This is a genomic window from Lichenifustis flavocetrariae (genome assembly GCF_026130545.1).
GTDB lineage: Bacteria > Pseudomonadota > Alphaproteobacteria > Rhizobiales > Beijerinckiaceae > Lichenihabitans > Lichenihabitans flavocetrariae.
Window position 1 is genome coordinate 1 of the sequence record NZ_JAMOIM010000065.1, and the last position, 19,498, is coordinate 19,498.

The 19,498-nt window shown below is 63.5% G+C and carries 21 protein-coding genes and 3 pseudogenes; 14 read left to right on the plus strand and 10 right to left on the minus strand.

Annotated elements, in window-relative coordinates; all coding sequences use genetic code 11:
- Positions 1-121: 121 nt before the first annotated feature.
- The 3 genes from M8523_RS33365 to M8523_RS33375 all read right to left on the minus strand — a co-directional run bounded on the left by M8523_RS33365 (position 122) and on the right by M8523_RS33375 (position 1,882).
- Complete coding sequence (locus M8523_RS33365; RefSeq protein WP_282589149.1) at positions 122-487, minus strand: enoyl-CoA hydratase/isomerase family protein; 366 nt, start codon at positions 485-487, stop codon at positions 122-124.
- Positions 488-516: 29 nt separating this feature from the next.
- Positions 517-882 carry a Clp protease/crotonase-like domain-containing protein gene (locus M8523_RS33370; protein WP_282589150.1) on the minus strand — a complete coding sequence of 122 codons (366 nt, stop codon included), beginning with the start codon at positions 880-882 and terminating at the stop codon, positions 517-519.
- 94 nt (positions 883-976) lie between these two features.
- Positions 977-1,882, minus strand: a complete 906-nt coding sequence (locus M8523_RS33375; RefSeq protein WP_282589151.1) for a LysR family transcriptional regulator — start codon at positions 1,880-1,882, stop codon at positions 977-979.
- Positions 1,883-1,992: 110 nt separating this feature from the next.
- Here M8523_RS33375 and M8523_RS33380 point away from each other — a divergent pair, with 110 nt between their 5' ends.
- The 3 genes from M8523_RS33380 to M8523_RS33390 all read left to right on the plus strand — a co-directional run bounded on the left by M8523_RS33380 (position 1,993) and on the right by M8523_RS33390 (position 3,961).
- A complete protein-coding gene (locus M8523_RS33380; RefSeq protein ID WP_282589152.1) occupies positions 1,993-2,628 on the plus strand; it encodes a glutathione S-transferase family protein in 636 nt (211 codons plus the stop codon).
- A gap of 117 nt (positions 2,629-2,745) precedes the next feature.
- Entirely contained in the window at positions 2,746-3,420 is a 675-nt protein-coding gene (locus M8523_RS33385) for a peroxiredoxin-like family protein (protein WP_282589153.1), read from the plus strand.
- Positions 3,421-3,841: 421 nt separating this feature from the next.
- A complete protein-coding gene (locus tag M8523_RS33390) occupies positions 3,842-3,961 on the plus strand; it encodes a DUF736 family protein (protein ID WP_282589168.1) in 120 nt (39 codons plus the stop codon).
- Between the two features lie 221 nt (positions 3,962-4,182).
- On the opposite strand, the gene M8523_RS37000 is transcribed toward M8523_RS33390, so the two are convergent.
- On the minus strand, positions 4,183-4,386 hold the full coding sequence (locus M8523_RS37000; RefSeq protein WP_428351876.1) for a helix-hairpin-helix domain-containing protein: 204 nt from the start codon (positions 4,384-4,386) through the stop codon (positions 4,183-4,185).
- Between M8523_RS37000 and M8523_RS33395 the strand changes: the two genes are divergently transcribed.
- Complete coding sequence (locus M8523_RS33395) at positions 4,346-4,579, plus strand: hypothetical protein (RefSeq protein ID WP_282589154.1); 234 nt, start codon at positions 4,346-4,348, stop codon at positions 4,577-4,579. The two genes, M8523_RS37000 and M8523_RS33395, sit on opposite strands and share 41 nt — an antisense overlap.
- A gap of 557 nt (positions 4,580-5,136) precedes the next feature.
- Here M8523_RS33395 and M8523_RS33400 read toward each other — a convergent pair.
- Entirely contained in the window at positions 5,137-5,685 is a 549-nt protein-coding gene (locus M8523_RS33400) for a DUF1330 domain-containing protein (RefSeq protein ID WP_282589155.1), read from the minus strand.
- 263 nt (positions 5,686-5,948) lie between these two features.
- Between M8523_RS33400 and M8523_RS33405 the strand changes: the two genes are divergently transcribed.
- The 8 genes and pseudogenes from M8523_RS33405 to M8523_RS33440 all read left to right on the plus strand — a co-directional run bounded on the left by M8523_RS33405 (position 5,949) and on the right by M8523_RS33440 (position 13,165).
- Entirely contained in the window at positions 5,949-7,181 is a 1,233-nt protein-coding gene (locus tag M8523_RS33405) for a DUF2252 family protein (RefSeq protein WP_282589156.1), read from the plus strand.
- 133 nt (positions 7,182-7,314) lie between these two features.
- Complete coding sequence (locus M8523_RS33410) at positions 7,315-7,920, plus strand: hypothetical protein (protein ID WP_282589157.1); 606 nt, start codon at positions 7,315-7,317, stop codon at positions 7,918-7,920.
- A 533-nt stretch (positions 7,921-8,453) separates the two neighbouring features.
- Positions 8,454-9,166: pseudogene (locus M8523_RS33415) on the plus strand (IS5 family transposase).
- Between the two features lie 67 nt (positions 9,167-9,233).
- Positions 9,234-9,491 carry a hypothetical protein gene (locus tag M8523_RS33420; RefSeq protein ID WP_282589158.1) on the plus strand — a complete coding sequence of 86 codons (258 nt, stop codon included), beginning with the start codon at positions 9,234-9,236 and terminating at the stop codon, positions 9,489-9,491.
- Positions 9,492-9,590: 99 nt separating this feature from the next.
- Positions 9,591-11,657, plus strand: a complete 2,067-nt coding sequence (locus M8523_RS33425) for a putative bifunctional diguanylate cyclase/phosphodiesterase (RefSeq protein WP_282589159.1) — start codon at positions 9,591-9,593, stop codon at positions 11,655-11,657.
- 279 nt (positions 11,658-11,936) lie between these two features.
- Entirely contained in the window at positions 11,937-12,587 is a 651-nt protein-coding gene (locus tag M8523_RS33430; protein WP_282589160.1) for a hypothetical protein, read from the plus strand.
- 63 nt (positions 12,588-12,650) lie between these two features.
- A complete protein-coding gene (locus M8523_RS33435; RefSeq protein ID WP_282589161.1) occupies positions 12,651-12,929 on the plus strand; it encodes a hypothetical protein in 279 nt (92 codons plus the stop codon).
- Positions 12,930-12,991: 62 nt separating this feature from the next.
- Positions 12,992-13,165, plus strand: coding sequence for a hypothetical protein (locus M8523_RS33440; RefSeq protein WP_282589162.1), 174 nt, complete (start codon positions 12,992-12,994; stop codon positions 13,163-13,165).
- Positions 13,166-13,209: 44 nt separating this feature from the next.
- Here the strand turns inward: M8523_RS33440 and M8523_RS33445 are convergent, their stop codons facing one another.
- The 4 genes and pseudogenes from M8523_RS33445 to M8523_RS33460 all read right to left on the minus strand — a co-directional run bounded on the left by M8523_RS33445 (position 13,210) and on the right by M8523_RS33460 (position 17,753).
- Positions 13,210-13,491 carry a hypothetical protein gene (locus M8523_RS33445; protein ID WP_282589163.1) on the minus strand — a complete coding sequence of 94 codons (282 nt, stop codon included), beginning with the start codon at positions 13,489-13,491 and terminating at the stop codon, positions 13,210-13,212.
- Positions 13,492-14,534: 1,043 nt separating this feature from the next.
- A pseudogene (locus M8523_RS33450) lies at positions 14,535-16,092 on the minus strand (ISL3 family transposase).
- A gap of 162 nt (positions 16,093-16,254) precedes the next feature.
- Positions 16,255-16,662, minus strand: coding sequence for an MAPEG family protein (locus M8523_RS33455; RefSeq protein ID WP_282589164.1), 408 nt, complete (start codon positions 16,660-16,662; stop codon positions 16,255-16,257).
- Positions 16,663-16,802: 140 nt separating this feature from the next.
- Positions 16,803-17,753: a GlxA family transcriptional regulator gene (locus tag M8523_RS33460; RefSeq protein ID WP_282589165.1), complete on the minus strand. Its 951-nt coding sequence runs from the start codon at positions 17,751-17,753 to the stop codon at positions 16,803-16,805.
- 309 nt (positions 17,754-18,062) lie between these two features.
- On the opposite strand from M8523_RS33460, the gene M8523_RS33465 reads away from it, so the two are divergent.
- Complete coding sequence (locus M8523_RS33465) at positions 18,063-18,611, plus strand: MntP/YtaF family protein (RefSeq protein ID WP_282589166.1); 549 nt, start codon at positions 18,063-18,065, stop codon at positions 18,609-18,611.
- Complete coding sequence (locus M8523_RS33470; RefSeq protein WP_282589167.1) at positions 18,608-19,123, plus strand: NmrA family NAD(P)-binding protein; 516 nt, start codon at positions 18,608-18,610, stop codon at positions 19,121-19,123. Before M8523_RS33465 ends, M8523_RS33470 begins: the two co-directional genes overlap by 4 nt.
- Positions 19,124-19,327: 204 nt before the next feature.
- On the opposite strand, the pseudogene M8523_RS33475 reads toward M8523_RS33470, so the two are convergent.
- A pseudogene (locus M8523_RS33475) lies at positions 19,328-19,498 on the minus strand (IS110-like element ISMmg1 family transposase); the annotation flags it as partial.

The following is a 19,498-nucleotide window of genomic DNA, read 5'->3' on the forward strand; positions in this document are numbered from 1 at the left end:
GGAACGACCTGCTTTCACCCGCAGCAATCGCCGCGTAGGATCAATGTCGGTGTCTCACTATCCAGGGCCGGTACAGGGGTATGCGCCGCCCGGCACCCGGCTGGGCGGCGATACAGAAGAGTCAGCCCTGGGCCGCCATCGTCCGGGCCACTTCGGCGGCGCTGATGCCCTCCAGCGCCATGCCATAGCCGATGCCTTCATCGACGAGCCGCCGCAGGCGCTGCGTCAACGCGATCCGGGTGTAGCGGCTGGTGAGCGGCGGCAGGGCCGCGATGCCGTCCGCGATCTCATGGGCGCGGGCGAGCAGGCGTTCGCCTGGCACGATCTCGTTGACCACGCCCCATGCCTTGGCGGTCTGCGCGTCGAGCACCTGGCGCGTGAGCAGGAAGTAGCGGCCTCGGACCGAACCGATGACCTCGGGCCACAGGATGTGCATGCCGTCGCCCGGCACGATGCCGAACTCAAAATGCGGCTTGTCCTGGAACACGGTCTCGGGCGTTGCCAGGATGATGTCGGTCAGCAGCGCATATTCGCTGTGCAGCAGTACAGGGCCGTGATCATCGGCACCTCGACGTCGAGGATGTTGGTGAGCACCTTGCGCCCTTCGCGCAGGATCTTGTCGTAGCCCAGAGGCGAGAAGAAGTCGAAGCCCTCTGGACTGATCGCATCCATGAAGGCGTCGCCGGTGCCGGTAAGGACCACGACGCGGGTCTCGCGGTCTTCGCCCACGGCGTGGAATAGGTCCACGAACTGCTCATGCGTGTGGCCGTTGAAGACGAGCTTGCCGCCTTCGGTGTGAAGCGCGATCTCCAGCACGCCGTTCGGCTTGCGGGTGAGGCGGGCGTTCGGGAAGGCATCGCGGTAGCTGTCGAAGCGGGTCATGGCTGCTTATTCCGGTCGTGCCGACGGTGTCGGCGTGCGGACTAGGTCTACGGCTCGGCGCTCGAACGCGGACGACGGCTTGGGGCGATAGGCCTTATGCCTGCCCGGAATGATCAGCGGCGCTTTCGGCCATCACGACTTCGACGAAGCCCGCGAAGGCCCGCGCCTTGGCGCTCGCCATGCGCCCGGTCGGGAACACGGCCCAGAGGTCGATGGGCGGCAGGGTCCAGGCGGTCAGGACGCGGCGCACGGCTCCGCTCGCGAGGTCAGGCGTGAACATCCAGTCGGACGCGACCGCCAGCCCCATGTCGGCAAGTACGGCCGCGCGGAGCCCCTCGGCCGCGCTGACCCGTACCCGGCCGTGCACCGCGACCGAGATCTCCGTCCCGTCCCGCGTGAAGCTCCAGGCGCTGCCAAGTTGGCTGTAGATCACCGCCTGATGGCTCGCGAGGTCGGCCGGGCTCTGCGGTTCGCCGGCCCGCTCCAGGTAACCCGGCGATCCCAGCACCGAGCGGCCGCCGGTCGCGATCTTGCGCGCCGTGGCCGTCGAGTCCGGCAAGTCTCCCATCCGGAGCGACACGTCGATGCCCTCGGCGACGAGGTCGATCATGCGATCGTCCAGCACGATGTCGATGTCGAGATCGGGATGGTCGCGAAGGAAGCGCGGCAGCAGCGGCACCAGATGGAGCCGGGCGAAGGTGGTCGCCGCCGACACGCGCAGCCGACCCGACAGGCCGGCACCGGCACCACGCGCCGACAGCTCCGCCTCGTCGGCCTCGACGATGGCCGCACGCGCGCGCTCGAAGAAGCGTTGGCCAGCCTCGGTCGGGGCGAGGCCATGGGTGGAGCGAACCAGCAGGCTGACCTGGAGCCGGTTCTCCAGTTGCGCGATCGTCTTGGACACGGCGGGCTGGCCCACGTTGAGCTGGCGGGCGGCGGCCGAGAACGACCCGGTCTCCACCACCCGCACGAAGGTCGTCATAGCCTGATACCGGTCCACGCTCATTCCTCCCGAGAATGAGCGATATCGCCCCAAGCCTCCTGTCGTGTCGAGCCGCGCTGGGGCACTTTCCTCCTATCGCTCACAACCGAGCCGCCGGGACCTGCGCCATGCTCACCGTCTACGCCTTCGCCACCCCGAACAGCATCAAAGTGCCTATCGCGCTTGAGGAGTTGGGGCTCGCCTACATGCTGCACGGCGTCAACGTCCGCAAGGGCGAGCAGAAGGCGCCCGAGTTCCTGACGCTGAACCCGAACGGCAAGGTGCCGGTCCTGGTCGACGCCGAGGCGGAGGGCGGCCGGCTGGTGCTGACCGAGTCCGCCGCGATCTTGATCCATCTTGCCGAGAAGACAGGCCGGCTTCTGCCGGCGTCCGGCGGAGCCCGAGCCCGAGTCTTCGAACAGCTCTTCTTCCATGCCTCCGGTCTCGGACCCGCATTCGGGCAGAGCGGCTTCTTCCAGCGCCAGGCCGCCGAGCCGCAGCCGCTCGCCATCGCGCGCTTCTCGGCCGAGGCCAAGCGCACACTCGGCGTGCTGGATGGCGTGCTGGCCCGGCACCCGTTCGTGACCGGCGACGACCTCACAATCGCTGACATCGCCCACTTCGGCTGGCTGTGGCGGCGCGAGTTCGCCGGCGTCGGCTTCGAGGACGCCCCGCACGTGGCGCGCTGGTACGACGCGATGGTGTCCAGGCCCGCCGTCCAGCGCGCCATCGAGCGCGTCAACGCCCTCGTTCCGGCGGCCTGACCGCCGGCCAGCTCTCGAACGGGACGACATCCGCGGTCGCGCCTCGCGTCCGAGCCCTCTTCCCCGCCGAACCACCCTTCACCCCAGGCGAACACGCCGACAACCGGAGTAGAATCCATGACCCTGCAAGCCAAGCTCGACGCCTTCAAGGCCGACTTCGAGGCCGGCAAGCCGCCCTACAATGTGCCGTGTTCAGTGATCGAGACCATGCATAGCGCCACAGCCGAGCTGATCGCCTCGGGCGCTGCCACGAAGGCGTTGAAGGCCGGCGACAAGGCCCCGTCCTTCACGCTGCAAGATCCCGATGGCCAGCCTGTCTCCTCCGCCGACCTCCTGGCCAAGGGTCCGCTGGTCTTGAGCTTCTATCGCGGCGTCTGGTGCCCCTACTGCAACATGGAACTCCAGGCGCTTCAGGCGGCGCTGCCGGAGTTCGAGAAACTCGGGACTTCGCTCGTCGCCATCTCGCCCCAGACGGCGCCGAACAGCCGCAAGTCGGTGCGCCAGAATGATCTCGCCTTCCCGATCCTGTCGGACCCTCACAACGACGTTGCGGCCGCCTTCGGGCTGCGCTTCGCCATGCCCGATTATCTGATCGACCTCTACAAGGGCCTCAAGAACGACCTGCCAGCCTTCAACGGTGATCCGAGCTGGACCCTGCCGATGCCGGGACGCTTCGTGATCGCGCAGGACGGGACGGTGCTCTACGCCGAGGTGAACCCGGACTACACCCGCCGCCCCGAGCCGAAAGACATGCTCCCAGCGCTGCGTCGCGCCGCCACCGTCGCAGCGTGAAAGTCGGAACCTCGGCCGCCACGGCGGGCCGGGTAGCACTGGAGCCCTTGGCCAATCTCCTCGCCCGCGCCGGGCACCACGTCATCGGCCTCGCCCGCCGGCCGGTCGAGGACTTTCCCGGCACGTTCGTCCCCGTCGACCTCGGCAACGAGGCGCGACCGACGCGACGCTCGCCGACCGGTTCGCCCCTGGTACCTGGACCGCCATCAAGGCCGCGATTGACGCGGGCTCAAGCGGAAGCAGGAGATCGACACGGTTACCATCGGTACCTTCACGAAGTCAGGCAATGACTACACCGGCGACCTCACCACCCTTTTCCATCAGGGCCGCACTGCGCATCGTCCCTGCGTAGCGCATGACCAATGCCGGAACGAGCCATTGCATCTTCGCCGGGAAAGCCGAGGTCGGAGCCGCGTGGAGTATGCATTCGAAGGATGGCTGCCCGTATCTCTCGGTCCCGCTTAATGATCCGAGCCTTATTGCCCCAATTTGCGCCAGCCTGCTGAACGACGAGAACGGCAACAGTCACAGCTTGGTCTGATCGCGAGGGAGCCGACTCCGTGGGGATTAAATGCTCCAGCACTCGCCGCGATGGCGGGCGCTGTTCCATGCGGCACACGGTCACAAGGTGCCAGATCGTAACTACGACCTTGCCACCTTCTGCAGGTAGCGATGCGCTTTGACGAACCAATCGAAGGCGAACGTCCTTGAGTTTCGAGGTGCCGTCTGGGAGAGTGGGGCTGCAAGCGCCGTCGTCTCGGCTCAGTTGGCAGCTAGTTGGCCCTTGATCCGCTCGAACACGTCCTTGCGGAGGACCCGCTTCCTCACAAGGTCATCGACCGAGTGGTAGGGTCGGTGGCTGGCGATTGCACGCCCAATACGACCGCCGCCGTCGATGTGGTCCAGGGCATCGACGGATGCCGCGTTGATATCGAACGAACCTGGCGTTCGGCCATTGGCGTCCATTGCGACGGCAGGCGTGGGTTCGACCGCCGGCTCCGCTTGGGTTGCGGTCGCCTCAACGACGGGCTGGGAGATCGTCGACGTGCCTACTTCCGGGCTCGACAAGACTGTTGCGCTCGGCAAGGTGACCGGCGTGGTGGCGCCTCCCTGCCGGCCGTCGCGCGAAGAAGCCTGGTTTGCCGACACTGAGGTGTAGGGCGCCGGATACACGATTCGGACCTTTCGATCGTTCGAGGCCGGGGGCGCTAACGCAGCGACGTCTGACGCCTGAGCTTGGACCACGGCTGGAGCGGACCGGTGGACACTCAGGTGAAGGAAGAGTCCAGCCCCGAGAACCAGTGCAACGCCGACGCTGAGCTTGTTGAGCACTGTCTCGATCCCATGAGGCGATTTCGAATAACTTGGTTCTACGCTTTATCCCGGATCTTGGTTCCCGGCCTCCCTGCGTCGATGAGATAGCAGGATCGCAGTCGTCGGCGTGCCGGCGATGCGGATCTCTCGACGCTGATGAGGCGTCAGCCTTGGCTTCCCCCTAGACAAGCGCCGCGATGCCTTGCTCGCTGCCGTCCCTCGCCTTTGCGGACGCACAAGAGTTCGCGTTCGAATTCGACCAAACCGCCGAACACCGGGAGGGCGACCTGGGCCATGCGAGCTGGCTGCATGGCCTCACGATCGTAGCCGTCGCGGTCGTGGCTCAGGTCGTTTGGGGCATGGCCAAATTGCGGGGCCGTCGGTCCGGCTTCGATCAGCCGATCAGAAACCTTTGCAGATGTCCTTGATCGCCGGCATGGGCGGCAGCTTGATGTCGTTGCCCATGCCCTCTTGCCCTTTCGTGCCGGCCGTTTCGGCGAGAGAAGGGCCGGGGTCGGCGATTCCGGCTAACGCCATGATGTTGGTTGTAGCGGCCTTGTTGAGGTCTGCTCTGGCGCTTCGGAACGCAGGCGACTTCCGCCAGGCATCTGCGTCGGCATTGCTGCTGAAGACGATGATGACGGTGTGAGCGGGTGTGTTGTTCGTCATAGACGAAGGTGTCTCCGCATCGACCAGGACACGGCCGTTCCCGGCACCGATCGAGGCATCCAGGGCGGCCATCGCCTTGTCCGCCGCCTTGTCGGTGACCGTCGCGAGCGTCACGATGTCGTACACCGCCATGCGCGCGCGGTCACAACCATGGCCGCCGCGTGCGCCACGCCTGAGTTCCGACCCGCCGAAATGACCGCCTCGCGCGATCGCCGGATCACACAGGCTGAACGCCACCACCTTCAGGGTCAACAGTTCGCGGATCCACCGTCGGGAACTCATCCAACCACTCCATCAGGCGCTGCCCAAGGTCCCTCGGCCAACAGTCATTCGCCCAATCCGGCAGCACGATGGCCCAGATCTACGGTCGTGGTGCCGCCGGAGCCTGGTTGTGTGGCCTCCTCTCCCTGCTTGGAGCGCGTCAGGAAAGCGCACCGGTCGAAGCCGGCGTTGCCGCTTCAGAGTCGCGCAGTCATGATTCCGTCATGAACGAAGCTGGGTGCGGAGCGTTCCCCCTCCGTTCAGTACAGCGTAAGGCACCGAGAATGACTACCGCGAAGTCGACGATCGTCCCGTTCCCAGCGCTCTCCGAGCGTGCCGCCATTCTGAACGACAAAAGGGTTCGGAAGATGGCCCGGTCGGCGCACGCCTACGTGCGCGGTTCGACGGCGCAGTTCTACGAATGGCTCGGCGAAATCGATCAAGGATCCGTCCCTGCGGCTCCGTCCATCTGGATCTGCGGCGATTGCCATGCCGGAAACCTCGGCCCGGTGGCGAACGCGTCCGGCAAGGTGCGCATCCAGATCCGGGATCTCGACCAGACGGTGATCGGCAATCCCGCGCATGACCTGCTCCGTCTCGGCCTGTCCCTGTCGGCCGCGGCACGAGGCTCGAACCTGCCCGGCACCGCCACCGCCCACATGTTGGAGGAGATGATCCGGGGCTACCAGGACGCCCTGGCAGGACACGACGAGAGCCTGTCGGAAGCGCGGGCGGGTAAGGCCGTTCGCTCCGTGCTCGATAAGGCGACACATCGCCGGTGGGAACATCTCGCCCGGGAGCGGCTGGAGCATGTCGAGCCGAAGATTCCCATGGGGAAGCGCTTCTGGCCCCTCGCCGACGAGGAACGTCAGGCGATCGAAACGCTGGTCACGTCGGCGAAGGTGGCCGACCTCGTCCGCTCCCTCCATGGGCGCGGCGAAGGGCAGACGGTGAAGGTCCTGGACAGTGCCTACTGGGTGAAAGGATGCAGCTCGCTCGGAACCATGCGCTACGCCGTGCTCCTGCGGATCGGTGGCGAGAAGTCCGATCGGAGCTATTGCATGATCGACATCAAGGAGGCTGTGGACCCGTTGGCGCCCGTGGCCTCGACGATGCCGGCCAACCTCGATCAGGCCGAGCGGGTGGTCAACGGGGCGCGGGCGTTGTCGCCATACTTGGGCGAACGGATGGTGCAGGGCCGCATGCTGGGCCACTCCGTCGTAGTCCGCGAGTTGCTGCCGCAGGATTTGAAGCTGGATGTCGATCAACTGACAGTCGAGGAAGCGGTCCATGCGGCCCGCTTCCTTTCCGCTGTCGTGGGCCATTCGCACGCGCGGCAGATGACCGAGGATGTTCGGCGAGCCTGGGGAACGGAGCTTGCGACCCACCATGGCCGGAACTTGGACGCGCCGTCCTGGCTCTGGACGACCATCGTGGATCTCATAGGCACGCATGAGCGGGCCTACCTGGAACATTGCCGATCCTACGCGCTATCCGCTTCCGAGCGACCTGCCTGAAGGCAGAGGGTGTTTCATCGGGGCAAACACCTCCACCGGACGTTTGCCACGGCGCTGTTTGATTTGCGCGCGTACGTTCAGTTAAACCGCTCGGAAGAAGGTCGCAGCGAAAAGAGATGATTGGAATTGGTTCTTGTCCGAAAGGGGACCGCTCCATGGACGTGCAGCGACAGGCCCGACCCAGCAACTCTTCGGCGTTTCCGACGTCATCGGCAGCACGTGCGAGTTGAAGTCCGTCACCAAGCAGGGAGACGCCTACGCCTTCGAGGCGAGTTACTCCGAGGGCAACGGTGCCTCGGCGCATTCGTGGCGGGTGCGGAGCGGTATTCATGTCGAGGGCACGGACAGCTTCACGTTCGACGGTAAGACCTATCGTTTCTGTTCCGCCGACGACGGCGGGCGTACCGGCTCCCTGGCGCGCCAAGCCGACGAGCACCTTCCCCTGACGGCAGGTTCGTACAGGACGGGCGCGGGTCGGTGCGGAGGTCTCGTCTATTGGGACAACCCGAAAACGGATCTCGACGGCATGTTCGGCGGCTCCAATTTTGGCGGAGACACGTGCGACGTGAAGCGTGCCGTCGCGCGCGGCACCACCGTCAGCTTCGCCTCGACATGCATCCCTACCCGCGACGGAGCATCGATGAGGATCAGCGTCCCGACGACGATCAGCGTGAACTCGCCGACGGAATTCCGGTACGCCGGCAAAGCCTACAGGCTCTGCAAGAAGATCACCTACTGACCCCGATCACTCCCTCGTCTGCGAAGCGTCCCGAGTGGCCAATGACCAGCCTCCTGACGAACACCGCCACAATGTCGGCGCTCCGGGCCTTGGCCGGCACGCAGAAGGCACTCGCGCCGACCCGAGACGCAGGTCTCGACTGGTCTCCGCGTGGCGGGCTCGTCAGACAATGCCGCGTCCTGGTCGATCGGCACGACCATGAAGTCTCGGGTCGGCGCGGTTCAGGCCGTGCCGATGGCCTCGCTCTCGGCTCCGCCATCGTGGGGTGGTTACGGGGGAATAACGCGGACCATGGACGTTTTCGACAAGATGAGGGCGCTGGTCATTTCATCCAAGACGCGCGGCGTAGCATTCCGCAAGATAGGCACCAGGACATGGTAGGTCATATTCGCCATCTTGAGCCTTGCAGGACTTGACCACGCTAGGGGCTGTTGAGAATCAGCGAATTCGGTTGACCACGGCGGCTGTGATTCAAACTCCGAAAGGAGTTTGCCATGGATCGTTTCATTCTGACGGATGCTCAGTGGGAAAAGATGGAGCCGTTCGGTTTGGGGAAGCCGAGCGACCCCGGACGAACAGGAAGCGATGCCTGTCTTTTCGTTGAGGCGGTGTTGTGGATTGCACGAACTGGCAGTCCGTGGCGTGATCTGCCGGAGTCTTTTGGCAACTGGAACACTGTCTTCAAGCGCTTCCGTGATTGGGTAAAGGCGTGTGTTTTCAAAAGTATGTTCGACGCCGTCTCCGATGATCCCGACATGGAATACGCCATGGTAGATGCCACAATCGTCAGGGTTCGTCGCCATGGGCAGGGCGCAAAAGGGGGACTCAAAATCAGGCTATTGGTCGCTCTCGAGGCGGCCTGACGAGCAAAATCTTGGCGCTGACCGACGCGCTGGGCAATCTTGTCCGGTTCGTACTCCTTCCAGGCCAACGCCATGACACCGTCGGCGTTGCTCCACTCATCAAGAGCATCGAGTTAGATGGTTTGATCGCCGACAAGGCGTTCGACGCCAAGTGGATTATCGCCGACCTGAACCAACGGGGTGCCAAAGTCGTCGTCTCGCAGATGCCGGGCCGCAAACAGCCTGTCGACATCGACGCAGACGTCTACAAATGGCGGCACCTCATCGAGAATTTCTTCTGCAAATTGAAAGAGTTCAAGCGGGTCGCCATGCGAAGCGACAAAACCGACACCAGCTTCGAAGCCATGATCCTGCTTGGAGCAGCAATCATAAACTCACGCTGATCCTCAACACGCCCTAGACTTCGGATTAGAACATAGAGGGAACAAAAGACCAGCCCGGTGGCTCGCCATGATCGAGGAAGGTTCACGTGTGACACTCCGGATCGGCTCGACCATTGCCCGCCAACATCCCGCGCTTGCCGATGCGGTCGGCATCGTCGGCGCCATGATCGAGGGCAGACGCTGGCATCGCCTCGATGCTACCGATGCGGAGCGACAGGGTGACAGAGCCGCCCACGTTCGCTTGCGTCAGCCGCCTATCGTGCTGATGTCCGTGCCGGTCACGGACCTGGAGCCCGTTGATCAACTCGACCCCGTTCGCGCATAGCGCGCAACACTGAAACCAAATCGGTCACCACGCAAAGGAATTGATGCAACTTTGCCAAACAGAAGCATTCGCTTAAGCTTGGCGGGTTAGCTAGATCGCATGGCATTCCGTTCATCGGCCATGTTCCCGGAATCGCAATCGCCGCCAGACACTGGTGCCAGCGGCGTCTCGACTATCGTTGCATCCAGATCGCGCAAACTCTGCACGGTCATCCAATCCATCGAGGCATCCACGGTCGAGCTGCACGCTGATGACGGCCAACATGTGGCTGAAGTCAGGGGAGACGCGTCACGCGCTCAGACTGCGTATGCGGTCAGCTACAGGCTATTGGTTGATGGTGGCTGGCGCTGGGTCGAAGAGCTGGTGTTCTCTGTTTCAGACGGCCAGAACGCAGGAAATGACTGGGTCGGCACGGTTTCAGACATCCGTGTCAGTGACAAGTTTCGCAAATCCAGTGAAGCACACGAAGTTCGTTTGAATGCCGCTCTGACCGTTGGACGAATGGTCGTTTGGGACCTTGATCTTGCGTCTGGCATCGTTACCCGTTCAGCCAATGCAAAGGATTTGCTCGGCACCTGCAAGGAGCCGATCGAAGCCTTTCTCGGTCGGGTCCACCCCGAGGACCTCGACCGGGTCCGGTGGGAGAATGCGCCCAATCCGGTTCCTCCAAAAGGCGATGTTCGCTTCCGCTATTTCCACCCGGACGGTTCCTTGTTGTGGCTTGAAACCAGCGCCACCACGATCCAGACAGACGATCAGCCCGGCCACGTCATTGGCATTACCTCCGACGTCACCCGGCGACACTTGGCAGAAGAGAGGCTGATTCATGCAGCGTCACACGATGATCTCACAGGCCTCATGAGCCGGAAGGCCTGGACCGCTGAACTCGTTCATCGGGCGGACGCATGCACTTCAGGTCATCAGCGCTTTCATCTTCTCTTGTTGGATGTCGACCGGTTCAAGCTGATCAATGACACCTTCGGCCATGATGCGGGCGACCACGTCCTTCGTGAGATCGGGTCTCGAATGAGAGCCGCGCTATCTCGCGACGGTACCGCAGCGCGTCTTGGTGGCGACGAGTTCGCTGCAGTCCTTCTGATGGAGAACACGCAGGACGCTCTGCAACTTGCAGAAAACGTCATCGGCGCGCTCCGAAAGCCGATCAGGTATGGAGATGTTGAAATCAGCTCCGGGGCCAGCGCGGGGCTCGCCTGCTTTCCCGATCACGGTCTGACTGCGCACGACCTCAGCAAGAATGCCGATCTCGCGCTTTATACAGCGAAGCAGAACGGGCGACAGCAGGTTCGGCAGTTCGAAAACGGCATGAGGCAGTCTCTCGACGCCCTGACGGCGCTTGATGCCGAGTTCAGAAAAGCTCTCGAAGCCCATCAGATTGTCCCGTACTACCAGCCAAAAATCGATTTGACGACCGGAGCGCTTATCGGTTTCGAAGCGCTCGCTCGCTGGCAGCACCCCACGCGCGGTCTCCTGACGCCAGCTGTCTTCGGTGCCTTGTTTGAAGATGGCGGAAACGCTCGACGGATCGGACAGGTCATTCGGCGAGCGGTGTTCCAGGACATTGTCGCTTGGCAAAGCCGTGACCTCGCTTTTGGGCGCATCGCGATCAATTTCGCCGCAGACGAGTTCCGCAGCCACGATCTCGCCCGTGCTGTTTTAGCGGAGCTCGATCAGTCAAATCTTTCGACATCTTGCCTCGGGATCGAAGTCACGGAAGGCGTCATGGTGGGCCGCGATGCCGAGGTGGTCGAGCGCGTGCTGAACGACTTTCATGCTTCAGGCATCCAAATCTCCCTGGACGACTTCGGCACAGGCTATGCCTCACTGATCCATCTGAAACAATTTCCGGTAGATGAAATCAAAATCGATAAGAGCTTCGTTGCTGAAATCGACAAGCCGCCTAGCCGCGCTATCATTCGCGCTATTCTAGTGATGGCTCAAAGCCTCGGTCTCACGACCGTGGCAGAAGGAATCGAAACGGCAGCCCAGAGGGACGCTTTGAGGCAGATGGGCTGCACACAAGGCCAGGGCTATTTCATCGGCAAGCCGATGAGTAGAGATCGCGTACCGTGGTTCATCGAGAAACAGCGTAATCCAATTCTACAAAACACGCCCTCCGCCATTGGCAGCTCTGCCCGGCCGAGGTGACCACCCGCGACCAAGCCTTCGAGGCCTTGGCCGACCTCGCGACCGAATACGCCTTGTGCCGAGCGGGCTACGCTGGTCGAACACGCGAAGCCCCGCGTCACTCCCGATGCCATCGACACGCATTGGCACGTCCTCCTCGGTGAGGTTGATCCGGCTTCCGGCCGTATCTTGTCGAGCAGCCACGATTTCGCGCGGCTTGAATTCCTTGCGCGCCTGTTGGAACACAGGGGGGCATCCGTTCGCTCTCGGCCGGCACACCCGGGCCGTTCTGGCACGTTTGTGCCGCGACGGGCAATCGGCATTGGCCGACGCCCTCGATGCCGCGCTGACGGCGCAGGATTCGGCGAAGCTCCCCCGCGAGGCGTTCTCGTCACCCGCAACCAGAAGGCCAAGCGTGTCGGTGTCGACCTGTCCGCGACGCGCGAGATGGTCGGCGCCGCCTGGGCGTCATGCACGTCCCTCGCCGACCTAATCGAGCGGCTGGTGGAGGCCGGGCTAACACTCGAATCCGGCGACGTGGCCGGCGAATGGATGGTGAAACTACCGGCCGGCAAGGGGCACTCGCTGCGCCGAATCACCAGGACGAAGAAGGCCGCTTTCGCGGTCAGGACGAAGAAGTTGAACGATGGCGACGAGAAGAGAAACGAGCGCGGCCAGGACCTTCGCGGAACGGATTCTGACGGAACTGAGCGGGATGCGGGAGGACCTGGACGCCCTGACGACACAAGTGTCGATCCTGACGAACTGCGCGAATCTCTTGCTGCGCCCGATGGAGAGGGCGACACGGACAGCCCTCTCCAGGCCATGATGCGCCTGATGAATCTCCTGGTGGGCGGGACTGAGGAAACACACCGGCGGCTCGAAGCGATGAAATCGATGCTGTTCGACCGGCGTATGGATTCCGCGCTCAGGGTGGCGATCGAGGATTGATCGGTTCGGCGAGGGCCTACGGCACGGCAGTGTTCGCGCTGGTCCAGCGCGAGCGTCGCCGCGATGCCTGGGCCCACACGGGTCCAGGTCGTGCTCGGTCCGTATGAGGCGGCGGACAGGGCGTTCCAGACCTTATCGCCCAAGCCGCTGCCTCGCGTGCATATCGACGCTCTGAAGGCCCACGAGAAAGCCGCGCTGGCCGGGATCGCGGCCGTCTCGGCCGAGATCGACGTTGTCAGCGCGCGGATCAACGACCTGAAATCGAGCAACGGAGGCGCGAACGCTCGCCGTGGCTGCGCTGGCTGCCGGATCGAGAGACCGGTCTGGTCATCGCAGGGTTAGAAGAGCACCGCGATGCTTACGCAGGGCCGAAGTCCAGGAGAAGCGCGCCAGCCGCCCTCGTTGTGGCCCAGGCCGAAGCCGATCGGGAGCGCACCTCGACGCTCAAGGTCGCCGAGCGGCGGCTCGCCATCGTCGCGCGTGCCAGTAAGCTCATCATGCGCGTACCGGCTCTCGCCTATCTCGGTGCCAAGCGTCTCTTGGCGACGACCATCCGCATCGACAAAGCTCGCGATTAGGGATATGATCCGGAGCCCCAACGGTCCGTCAAGTAAGCGCTTTTTCATCGGGCGTTAACCCTCACCGGGTCTAACAGCGCCGAATGCCGCTCAGCAACATTTACTTGGGCCGAGTGTTTCAACATGTAAATCATGTTGGCGTTGGACTTTCCTTTATTGATCGACGCGCCTGCACAACCGGCAGGCGTCCCCGCTTTCCTGCCTTCCGAGCGGGGACGCCGGTAAGCACGTTCTTTTTCCAGAAGGAAGCCGAACTTGCGGAGATCGACCACGCCGGACTGACCGGGGTCCCCTTCCTTTTCGGTTTGGGCTTCCGCCTGCTTCACGCAGAGAACGACTACCTGCGCGAACGAGCCCTAGGACTGTGGCCCGAGCCGAGCGAGTTCGTCGTGGCGCGATCGAGGATGACGCCGAACACCCTCAAGTGCATCGCGCGCCGTCTTCACCACTTCCGGGATTGGTGCGACCTGAACCGCAGGCACTGGAAGACCATCAGGTACGACCACGTCTTAGAGTGTCAAAACGACCAGGTTTTCGGTCAGGGTTCCTACAAGGGACCCGCCGTGTCGAACGGGACCGCCATCGCCCGCGCGGACGTGGCGACCGACTTCCTTGACTGCGCGCACCACCGTGACCTGCGTGGCCCCTTCGAGTTCGCCGTCAACGTGACCACCTTCCTGGTCAAGCAACAATCCCGCGTCGGGCGGAAGGCATCCCCGGACAACGACGAGGACCTCGTCCTGTTGGACCTGCCCGACAGGAAGACGATCAAGGTTTGGCTGAAGGCCGTCAGAAAGCGACGCGGCACGGCGGCTGGAACCTGGAGACGGCGTTGGCCTGAACGGGCGCGAGAGGCTCCGAGATCGGCGCAGCCACGGACGAGGCAATCGTCGGCGATGGTGACGAGGCGACACTCCAGTGGCTCACCTTCAAGAACGTCAAAGATATCGGTGGCTGGTCGCGCGGCTGGCCACTCCACCCGGTGGGCGTGGAGGCGATCAGGATCCAGTCTCAGCTGGCCGCCGTCTTTCGACCGGAGGGCAAGCCTCACCTTTGAGTTTCGATCGGCAATACAAACGGCACGCGCGGCGAGGAAGCCCATCATTTGAATAGCCAAGTCGTCCCAACGGCGCGGTACCTGGGCCTCGACCGGGTCGCACGCGACGACCTGTGACCCGTACTGGAGGGTGCTCCGGACGGTACAACTGGACGTCCAGGTCGGTCGAGGACCGAGGCCAACCTGCACCGCCGGCGCCATACGGTCGAGCGGTTGGTGGCCTTGAGTGTTAAATCGCTTCCAAGCGCAAGCGCGACCCCTTTTCGCGTCCAATACCGGCTCTGGCGCAATTTGCGTGCAGGTTCGGTGGCATCAGCCTGTCGCCACCAGCCGAGCGCGCAGGAGATCGACCTTGGCTCGCCCGTACATCTGCCGTTTCACGAGCTTCAATTTGGTGACTTGGCCCTCGGTCTACCCATTTGACCACATCTCGATGACCGCCGCGGTCACGGCAGCTTTGTCGGCCGTAATGCCTTCGGCGAAAGCGGCCATTTCGCTCTGTGCGGCATCGTTGAGCCATGGATCGAGAAGGTCGGCCTTTTTGGCCGAGATCAGGGCGGCGAAACGGTCGAGCAGGTTGCGCGCCTTGACGATGGCCGGCGACGCGGTTTCGATCGCCGCCACCAACCGCACCGTCTCGTCTCCTTTGCAGGCCCGCGCGGTCGTCAGAAGGCGCGCGATCAAGCGAGCCGAAGGCATCCGCAACGGCGGGGGATGCTCACCCGGCGTTCGGATGCTCCGGCGCTTGCGGGTTCTCCACTAGGACACGACGCGCAGGCTCCCAGTGAACCCCGCACCGCGAAGACGCCGCCACAGCTCCGTTCCGTTCTGACATCCGGCCTCCCATTCCGGCTCGAGCCGGTCGTTCCATCGGTCGAGCGTGCTTTCACGCGAACGGAATACGTCGTCGCGTGTGCCACGCACGATCCGCCGAACGGTCTGACGCGAGAGACCGGTCGTCCTCGCAATCGCCTTCAGGGCTGTGCCGCTCTTGTGCAAGGCTCGGACCTTCTCGTTGGTCTCGTCGCGTCTGAGCCAGCCTTTCCATTGCCGTTTCTCAACCGCGCTGAGGCGCTTCGGATCGATCTCGCCGCTCGTGACCGCACGTCGAAGGTGGCGCATGTGCCGGCGAATGATGTCCGGAAACGCCGCACTGGCGTTCTCCAGAAGATGCCATCGGTCGGCAATCTGAAGAGCTTGGGATGCGCCTTTCGTTGCTGCTTCACGGTACCCGCCACCCCGATCGCGGCAGACGATCTCGATCGTGGGATGATCCTTCAGCCAGGCCGTCACGGTCCCGATCTCGCGATCGGCCAGCAGGTCGATGATCCGGCGCTGTTCAAGATCACAGATGATCGTTCCGTAACGATGACCGCGCCGCCAGGCAAAATCATCGAGGCCGACGACCTTGGTGGATGTCGGGGTGGGGGCCGAACGACGCCGCAGAGTGCGGAGCAGGGTATCGGCGCTGACCGGCATGAACGCTCCGTGAGACGTTCCTTGGGGCGCGGCCACCAAGCACGATGCCAATACCATGCACAAGACAATCGAGGCGGCTCGTGCGACGGGCCCGAGCCGCGATGACCTCGGGGGCGAACTGTTCTGCGAATGTCTTCCGATCGCAAGACGGAACGGCACAACGGAAGCGGCGTGTCGTGAGGCGGATGATCAATCCCCGACCGAACGCCGGAACGTCCCGCGGCGAGCGCACGTAACGACTGTGCACCGAGGCGGACAGGGACCCGCAACCAGGACACCTGCCGGACGCATCATCGCCATGCGCATGAACGATCAGGCCGTCTGGCCCGACCTCATGACGGTCCACGATTAATCCGGCTGGTGTCATGAGAAGGTGGGGGCTGCGTGGCAACATCGGTCGGGCCCTCCGTCGGCCTGACCGTCTACGCCGCTGGAGTCACTCCGGATTCATCCCAATCTGCACACAAATTGCGCCAGACCCACTATTGCGGGCGATTTCACAGTCATGGTGCCTCTCTTGCGCTTATCATGGTCGCGGGACCGCGCCTGCCGCTCAAAGGCCGTGTTCGAGAAGCGTGATGCCGACCACCACGGTGCAGCACGTGCCCACCAAGAAGGCCAAGGTTCGCAAGAAGGGGATGCCGGCGGCGTAGATGACGTAATGGACCAGTCGGGCGACGACATAGGTCCAGGCGGCGGTGGCCGTCACCGGGGTGCTGAGGCCGACCATCGCCGCGATCAGCACCAACGGCGCGAAGACAGCGAGGTTCTCGACGGCGTTCGCATGCGCCCGTCGCGCCCGGTCCATCCAGGGCGGGTCGATCGGATAACCGGGCCCTGGATTGCCGATCGGGGCAAGCATGCCAAAGGTGGCCATCCTCCCGCAAACATAGGGAACCCACATCAGCGCGGTTGCCGTGGTGATGAGCGCCAAGGCGTGAAGCTCGCTTGTGAAAGGCATGGACAAGGTCTTTCCTGAAGGGAGGCGGGTCCGAAAAGTCAGGTCAGCGGGGCCTATAGGTATCGCCGGCCCGGGTCTCGGGGCACGGGGGCAATCGCTTCGAACCGGCAACACGGAACCTGTCCGCTTCCATGGCAAGACTATTTCTTCGCGTTCGTCTTGCTGACCGCACTTCCCCGAAGTGCTTGTGGAGGACGGCCGACGACCCGGATGAAGGCGCGGCGCATGCGTTCCTGGTCTCCGAAGCCGGTCTCGCGAGCGACGACATCGACGGGGTGTCGACTTTGCTCGATCATCAGCCGCGCGGCGTCGAGCCGGAGGCTTTCGATCGCCTTGGCGGGGGACATGCCCGTCTCGGCGCGGAAGGCGCGGCTGAATTGGCGTGGACTGAGGCCCGCAGCCAGGGCGAGATCCTCGACCGAGGTCACCGTGCGGAGGTTCCGGCGAGCGTAGGCCAGAGCGTCCTGGATGCGATCGGATTTGGGGTTCATCTCGAGCAACGCCGAATGCTGGGATTGTCCTCCCGAACGCTTGTAATCGACGACCAGGATCCGGGCGACCGAGAGCGCAAGATCCGGACCGTAATCCTGTTCGAGCATGTGGAGGGTCAGATCGATGCCCGCGCTGTTGCCCGCCGCCGTCCAGATCGGCCCGTCGACGACGTAGATGCGATCCGCTTCCAGCTTGATCTCGGGGAAGCGCGTCTTCAGTTCGTCCGTGAACAACCAGTGGGTGGTGACCCGGCGCTCGCCGATGAGGCCCGCGTCGGCCAGAGCGAAGACGCCGGTGCAGATCGAGGAAATCCGACGTGATGACTTCGCTGCCCTGGCCATGAACGCGAGAAGCCTGGGGGACGTGGGGACGACCCGGGTGTTGCCGCCAACGATCACCGTGTCGAACGGGACGTCGCCGAAGTCACTCGTCTCCAGGCATGTGTCCGAAGCCGAGGGAACGGGTGTGCCGTCTTCCGACAGGAGACGAATGTCGTAGAGCTTCTTCTCCGTGCTGGTATTGGCGAACTCGAATACCGACAACGCGGCCAGGCTCATGACGGGAAAGCCCGGGGTCACGACAAAGCCGACGGTCAGCATGTCCAAACCTCCATGACCCGAAACGAGGGAAATACGTCATTTGCGCAGCGCTGAAACACACTAATGTGCGCTGCACATCGATGGTTTGGCGCATCGCATTCTCACCTTCTAGCCAAATAAGCGGCCGTGACAAGTCAATCGTTGCAGATGTTAAGTGTGTCTAATCGAAATAGATGAACCTGCAATGTATTCGTATGGCATGACATCGCGCGTCGACATGAACGACTGCCGCGCGCGTATCAGTTACATGTATAGTGCAATTGCATAATATTTTCTGAGCCTCATTGGCCCCCGTTCGGAGATCAGTCGATGACATTGCCGCAAATCCTGATCGCGGGCCACACGCTCATCAGCCTCGTCGCGATCGTCGTCGGCGTGTTCGCCCTGAGGGACGTCTTCCGAGCGCAGGCCTCGTCCGGGTCCCTGACGACCTTCATCGTCCTAGCGATCGCGACCAGTGCCACCGGGTTCATCCTGCCGCTCCACGGTGTCAGTCCCGCCGTCGTGATCTCCATCTTGGCCCTGATCATCCTGGCCGCCGTACTCCTGTCGCGGGGCCGCCTTCGCGGGTCACGGTGGGCACGGTGGATCTATGTCGGGGGATTGGTGGCGAGCGAGTATCTCCTGATTTTCGTCGGGGTCGTCCAGGCCTTCACCAAAGTGGCGCCTCTCAAGGTCCTGGCGCCGACGCAGTCGGAGCCCCCTTCGCGGCCGCCCAGGGGATCGTCCTCGTCGCCTTCGTCGTGGTCGGGGTCTTGGCCCTCAGGGCGTTCAGGCCGCAGGGCATGTCCCAGCCCAGCTTCCACTCGCCCCACCGTGCCAGCGTCTTCTCACTTCATTTCGGGGTACCGGCCATGAGCAAGAAAGTCCTGATCAGCGGCGCCACCGGCGACACGGGCCGGGCCGCCGTAAGGGAAGGCCTCGCCCTGGGGCTCGACGTGCGGGCCATGGTGCACAACAGGGATGCCAGGGCTGAAGCCCTGGAAGCGGCCGGGGCCGAGGTGGTGACCGGCGATCTCCTGGAGATCGACACGATCCGGGCGGCGATGGACGGCGTCGAGGCGGCCTATTTCGTATGGCCGGTCCAGCCAGGCCTCATCGCCGCCACCGTCAACTTCGCCCAGGCCGCGAAGGAAGCTGGCGTACCGACGATCGTGAATCTCTCCCAACGGTCGGCGAGGCGCGCATCGAAGAGCCATTCCTGCCGCGACAGCTACATCGCCGAGCAGGTGTTCAACTGGTCGGGCCTCGCGGTCGTCCACCTGCGGCCGACCTACTTCCTTGAGTGGCTGCTCTACCCCTGGCAGCTGCCGTACCTGAAAACGTATGGCCCGCCCCGTCGGCAAGTGGTTTCTCGGTGTCCGGCTTGATCTGTCTGCACAAACGTATCCGGCCTTCCGGCGAACCGTTGGCCAAGATGGAGAGCCGCGCGTCCTGGTCCTCATAAAGGGGCCGGCATCGAGTGCCATTTTTCAGCCAAGGGTTCCAGAACACCGGTTGACAGTCAGGCCATCTCCTCGTCACCACCCACAGACATCGAGGGCCGACACTGGCTCGCGCCGACCGATCTGGTTTCAGGCTGCCAAGGCAGCAGCTTTGTAAGTGTCCCCGTGGCGCAGGAGCGCCCAAACGGTGCGGGCCATCTTGGCCGCCAGGGCGACGACGGCCGTGTTGAGATGCGCCCGAGCCAGGAGCCCGCGCAACCAGGCGCCCACCGGCGTGTCCGCGGCTTTCAGTGTCGGCAA

Coding starts and splice junctions, on each gene's coding strand:
- M8523_RS37000 (WP_428351876.1), bottom strand. CDS start 4,386: ATGGACGCCAATGGCCGAACGCCAGGTTCGTTCGATATCAACGCGGCA.
- M8523_RS33425 (WP_282589159.1), top strand. CDS start 9,591: ATGGCATTCCGTTCATCGGCCATGTTCCCGGAATCGCAATCGCCGCCA.
- M8523_RS33405 (WP_282589156.1), top strand. CDS start 5,949: ATGACTACCGCGAAGTCGACGATCGTCCCGTTCCCAGCGCTCTCCGAG.
- M8523_RS33370 (WP_282589150.1), bottom strand. CDS start 882: ATGACCCGCTTCGACAGCTACCGCGATGCCTTCCCGAACGCCCGCCTC.
- M8523_RS33470 (WP_282589167.1), top strand. CDS start 18,608: ATGAGCAAGAAAGTCCTGATCAGCGGCGCCACCGGCGACACGGGCCGG.
- M8523_RS33465 (WP_282589166.1), top strand. CDS start 18,063: ATGACATTGCCGCAAATCCTGATCGCGGGCCACACGCTCATCAGCCTC.
- M8523_RS33420 (WP_282589158.1), top strand. CDS start 9,234: ATGATCGAGGAAGGTTCACGTGTGACACTCCGGATCGGCTCGACCATT.
- M8523_RS33380 (WP_282589152.1), top strand. CDS start 1,993: ATGCTCACCGTCTACGCCTTCGCCACCCCGAACAGCATCAAAGTGCCT.
- M8523_RS33460 (WP_282589165.1), bottom strand. CDS start 17,753: ATGCTGACCGTCGGCTTTGTCGTGACCCCGGGCTTTCCCGTCATGAGC.
- M8523_RS33390 (WP_282589168.1), top strand. CDS start 3,842: ATGCATTCGAAGGATGGCTGCCCGTATCTCTCGGTCCCGCTTAATGAT.
- M8523_RS33435 (WP_282589161.1), top strand. CDS start 12,651: ATGCCTGGGCCCACACGGGTCCAGGTCGTGCTCGGTCCGTATGAGGCG.
- M8523_RS33455 (WP_282589164.1), bottom strand. CDS start 16,662: ATGCCTTTCACAAGCGAGCTTCACGCCTTGGCGCTCATCACCACGGCA.
- M8523_RS33385 (WP_282589153.1), top strand. CDS start 2,746: ATGACCCTGCAAGCCAAGCTCGACGCCTTCAAGGCCGACTTCGAGGCC.
- M8523_RS33400 (WP_282589155.1), bottom strand. CDS start 5,685: ATGAGTTCCCGACGGTGGATCCGCGAACTGTTGACCCTGAAGGTGGTG.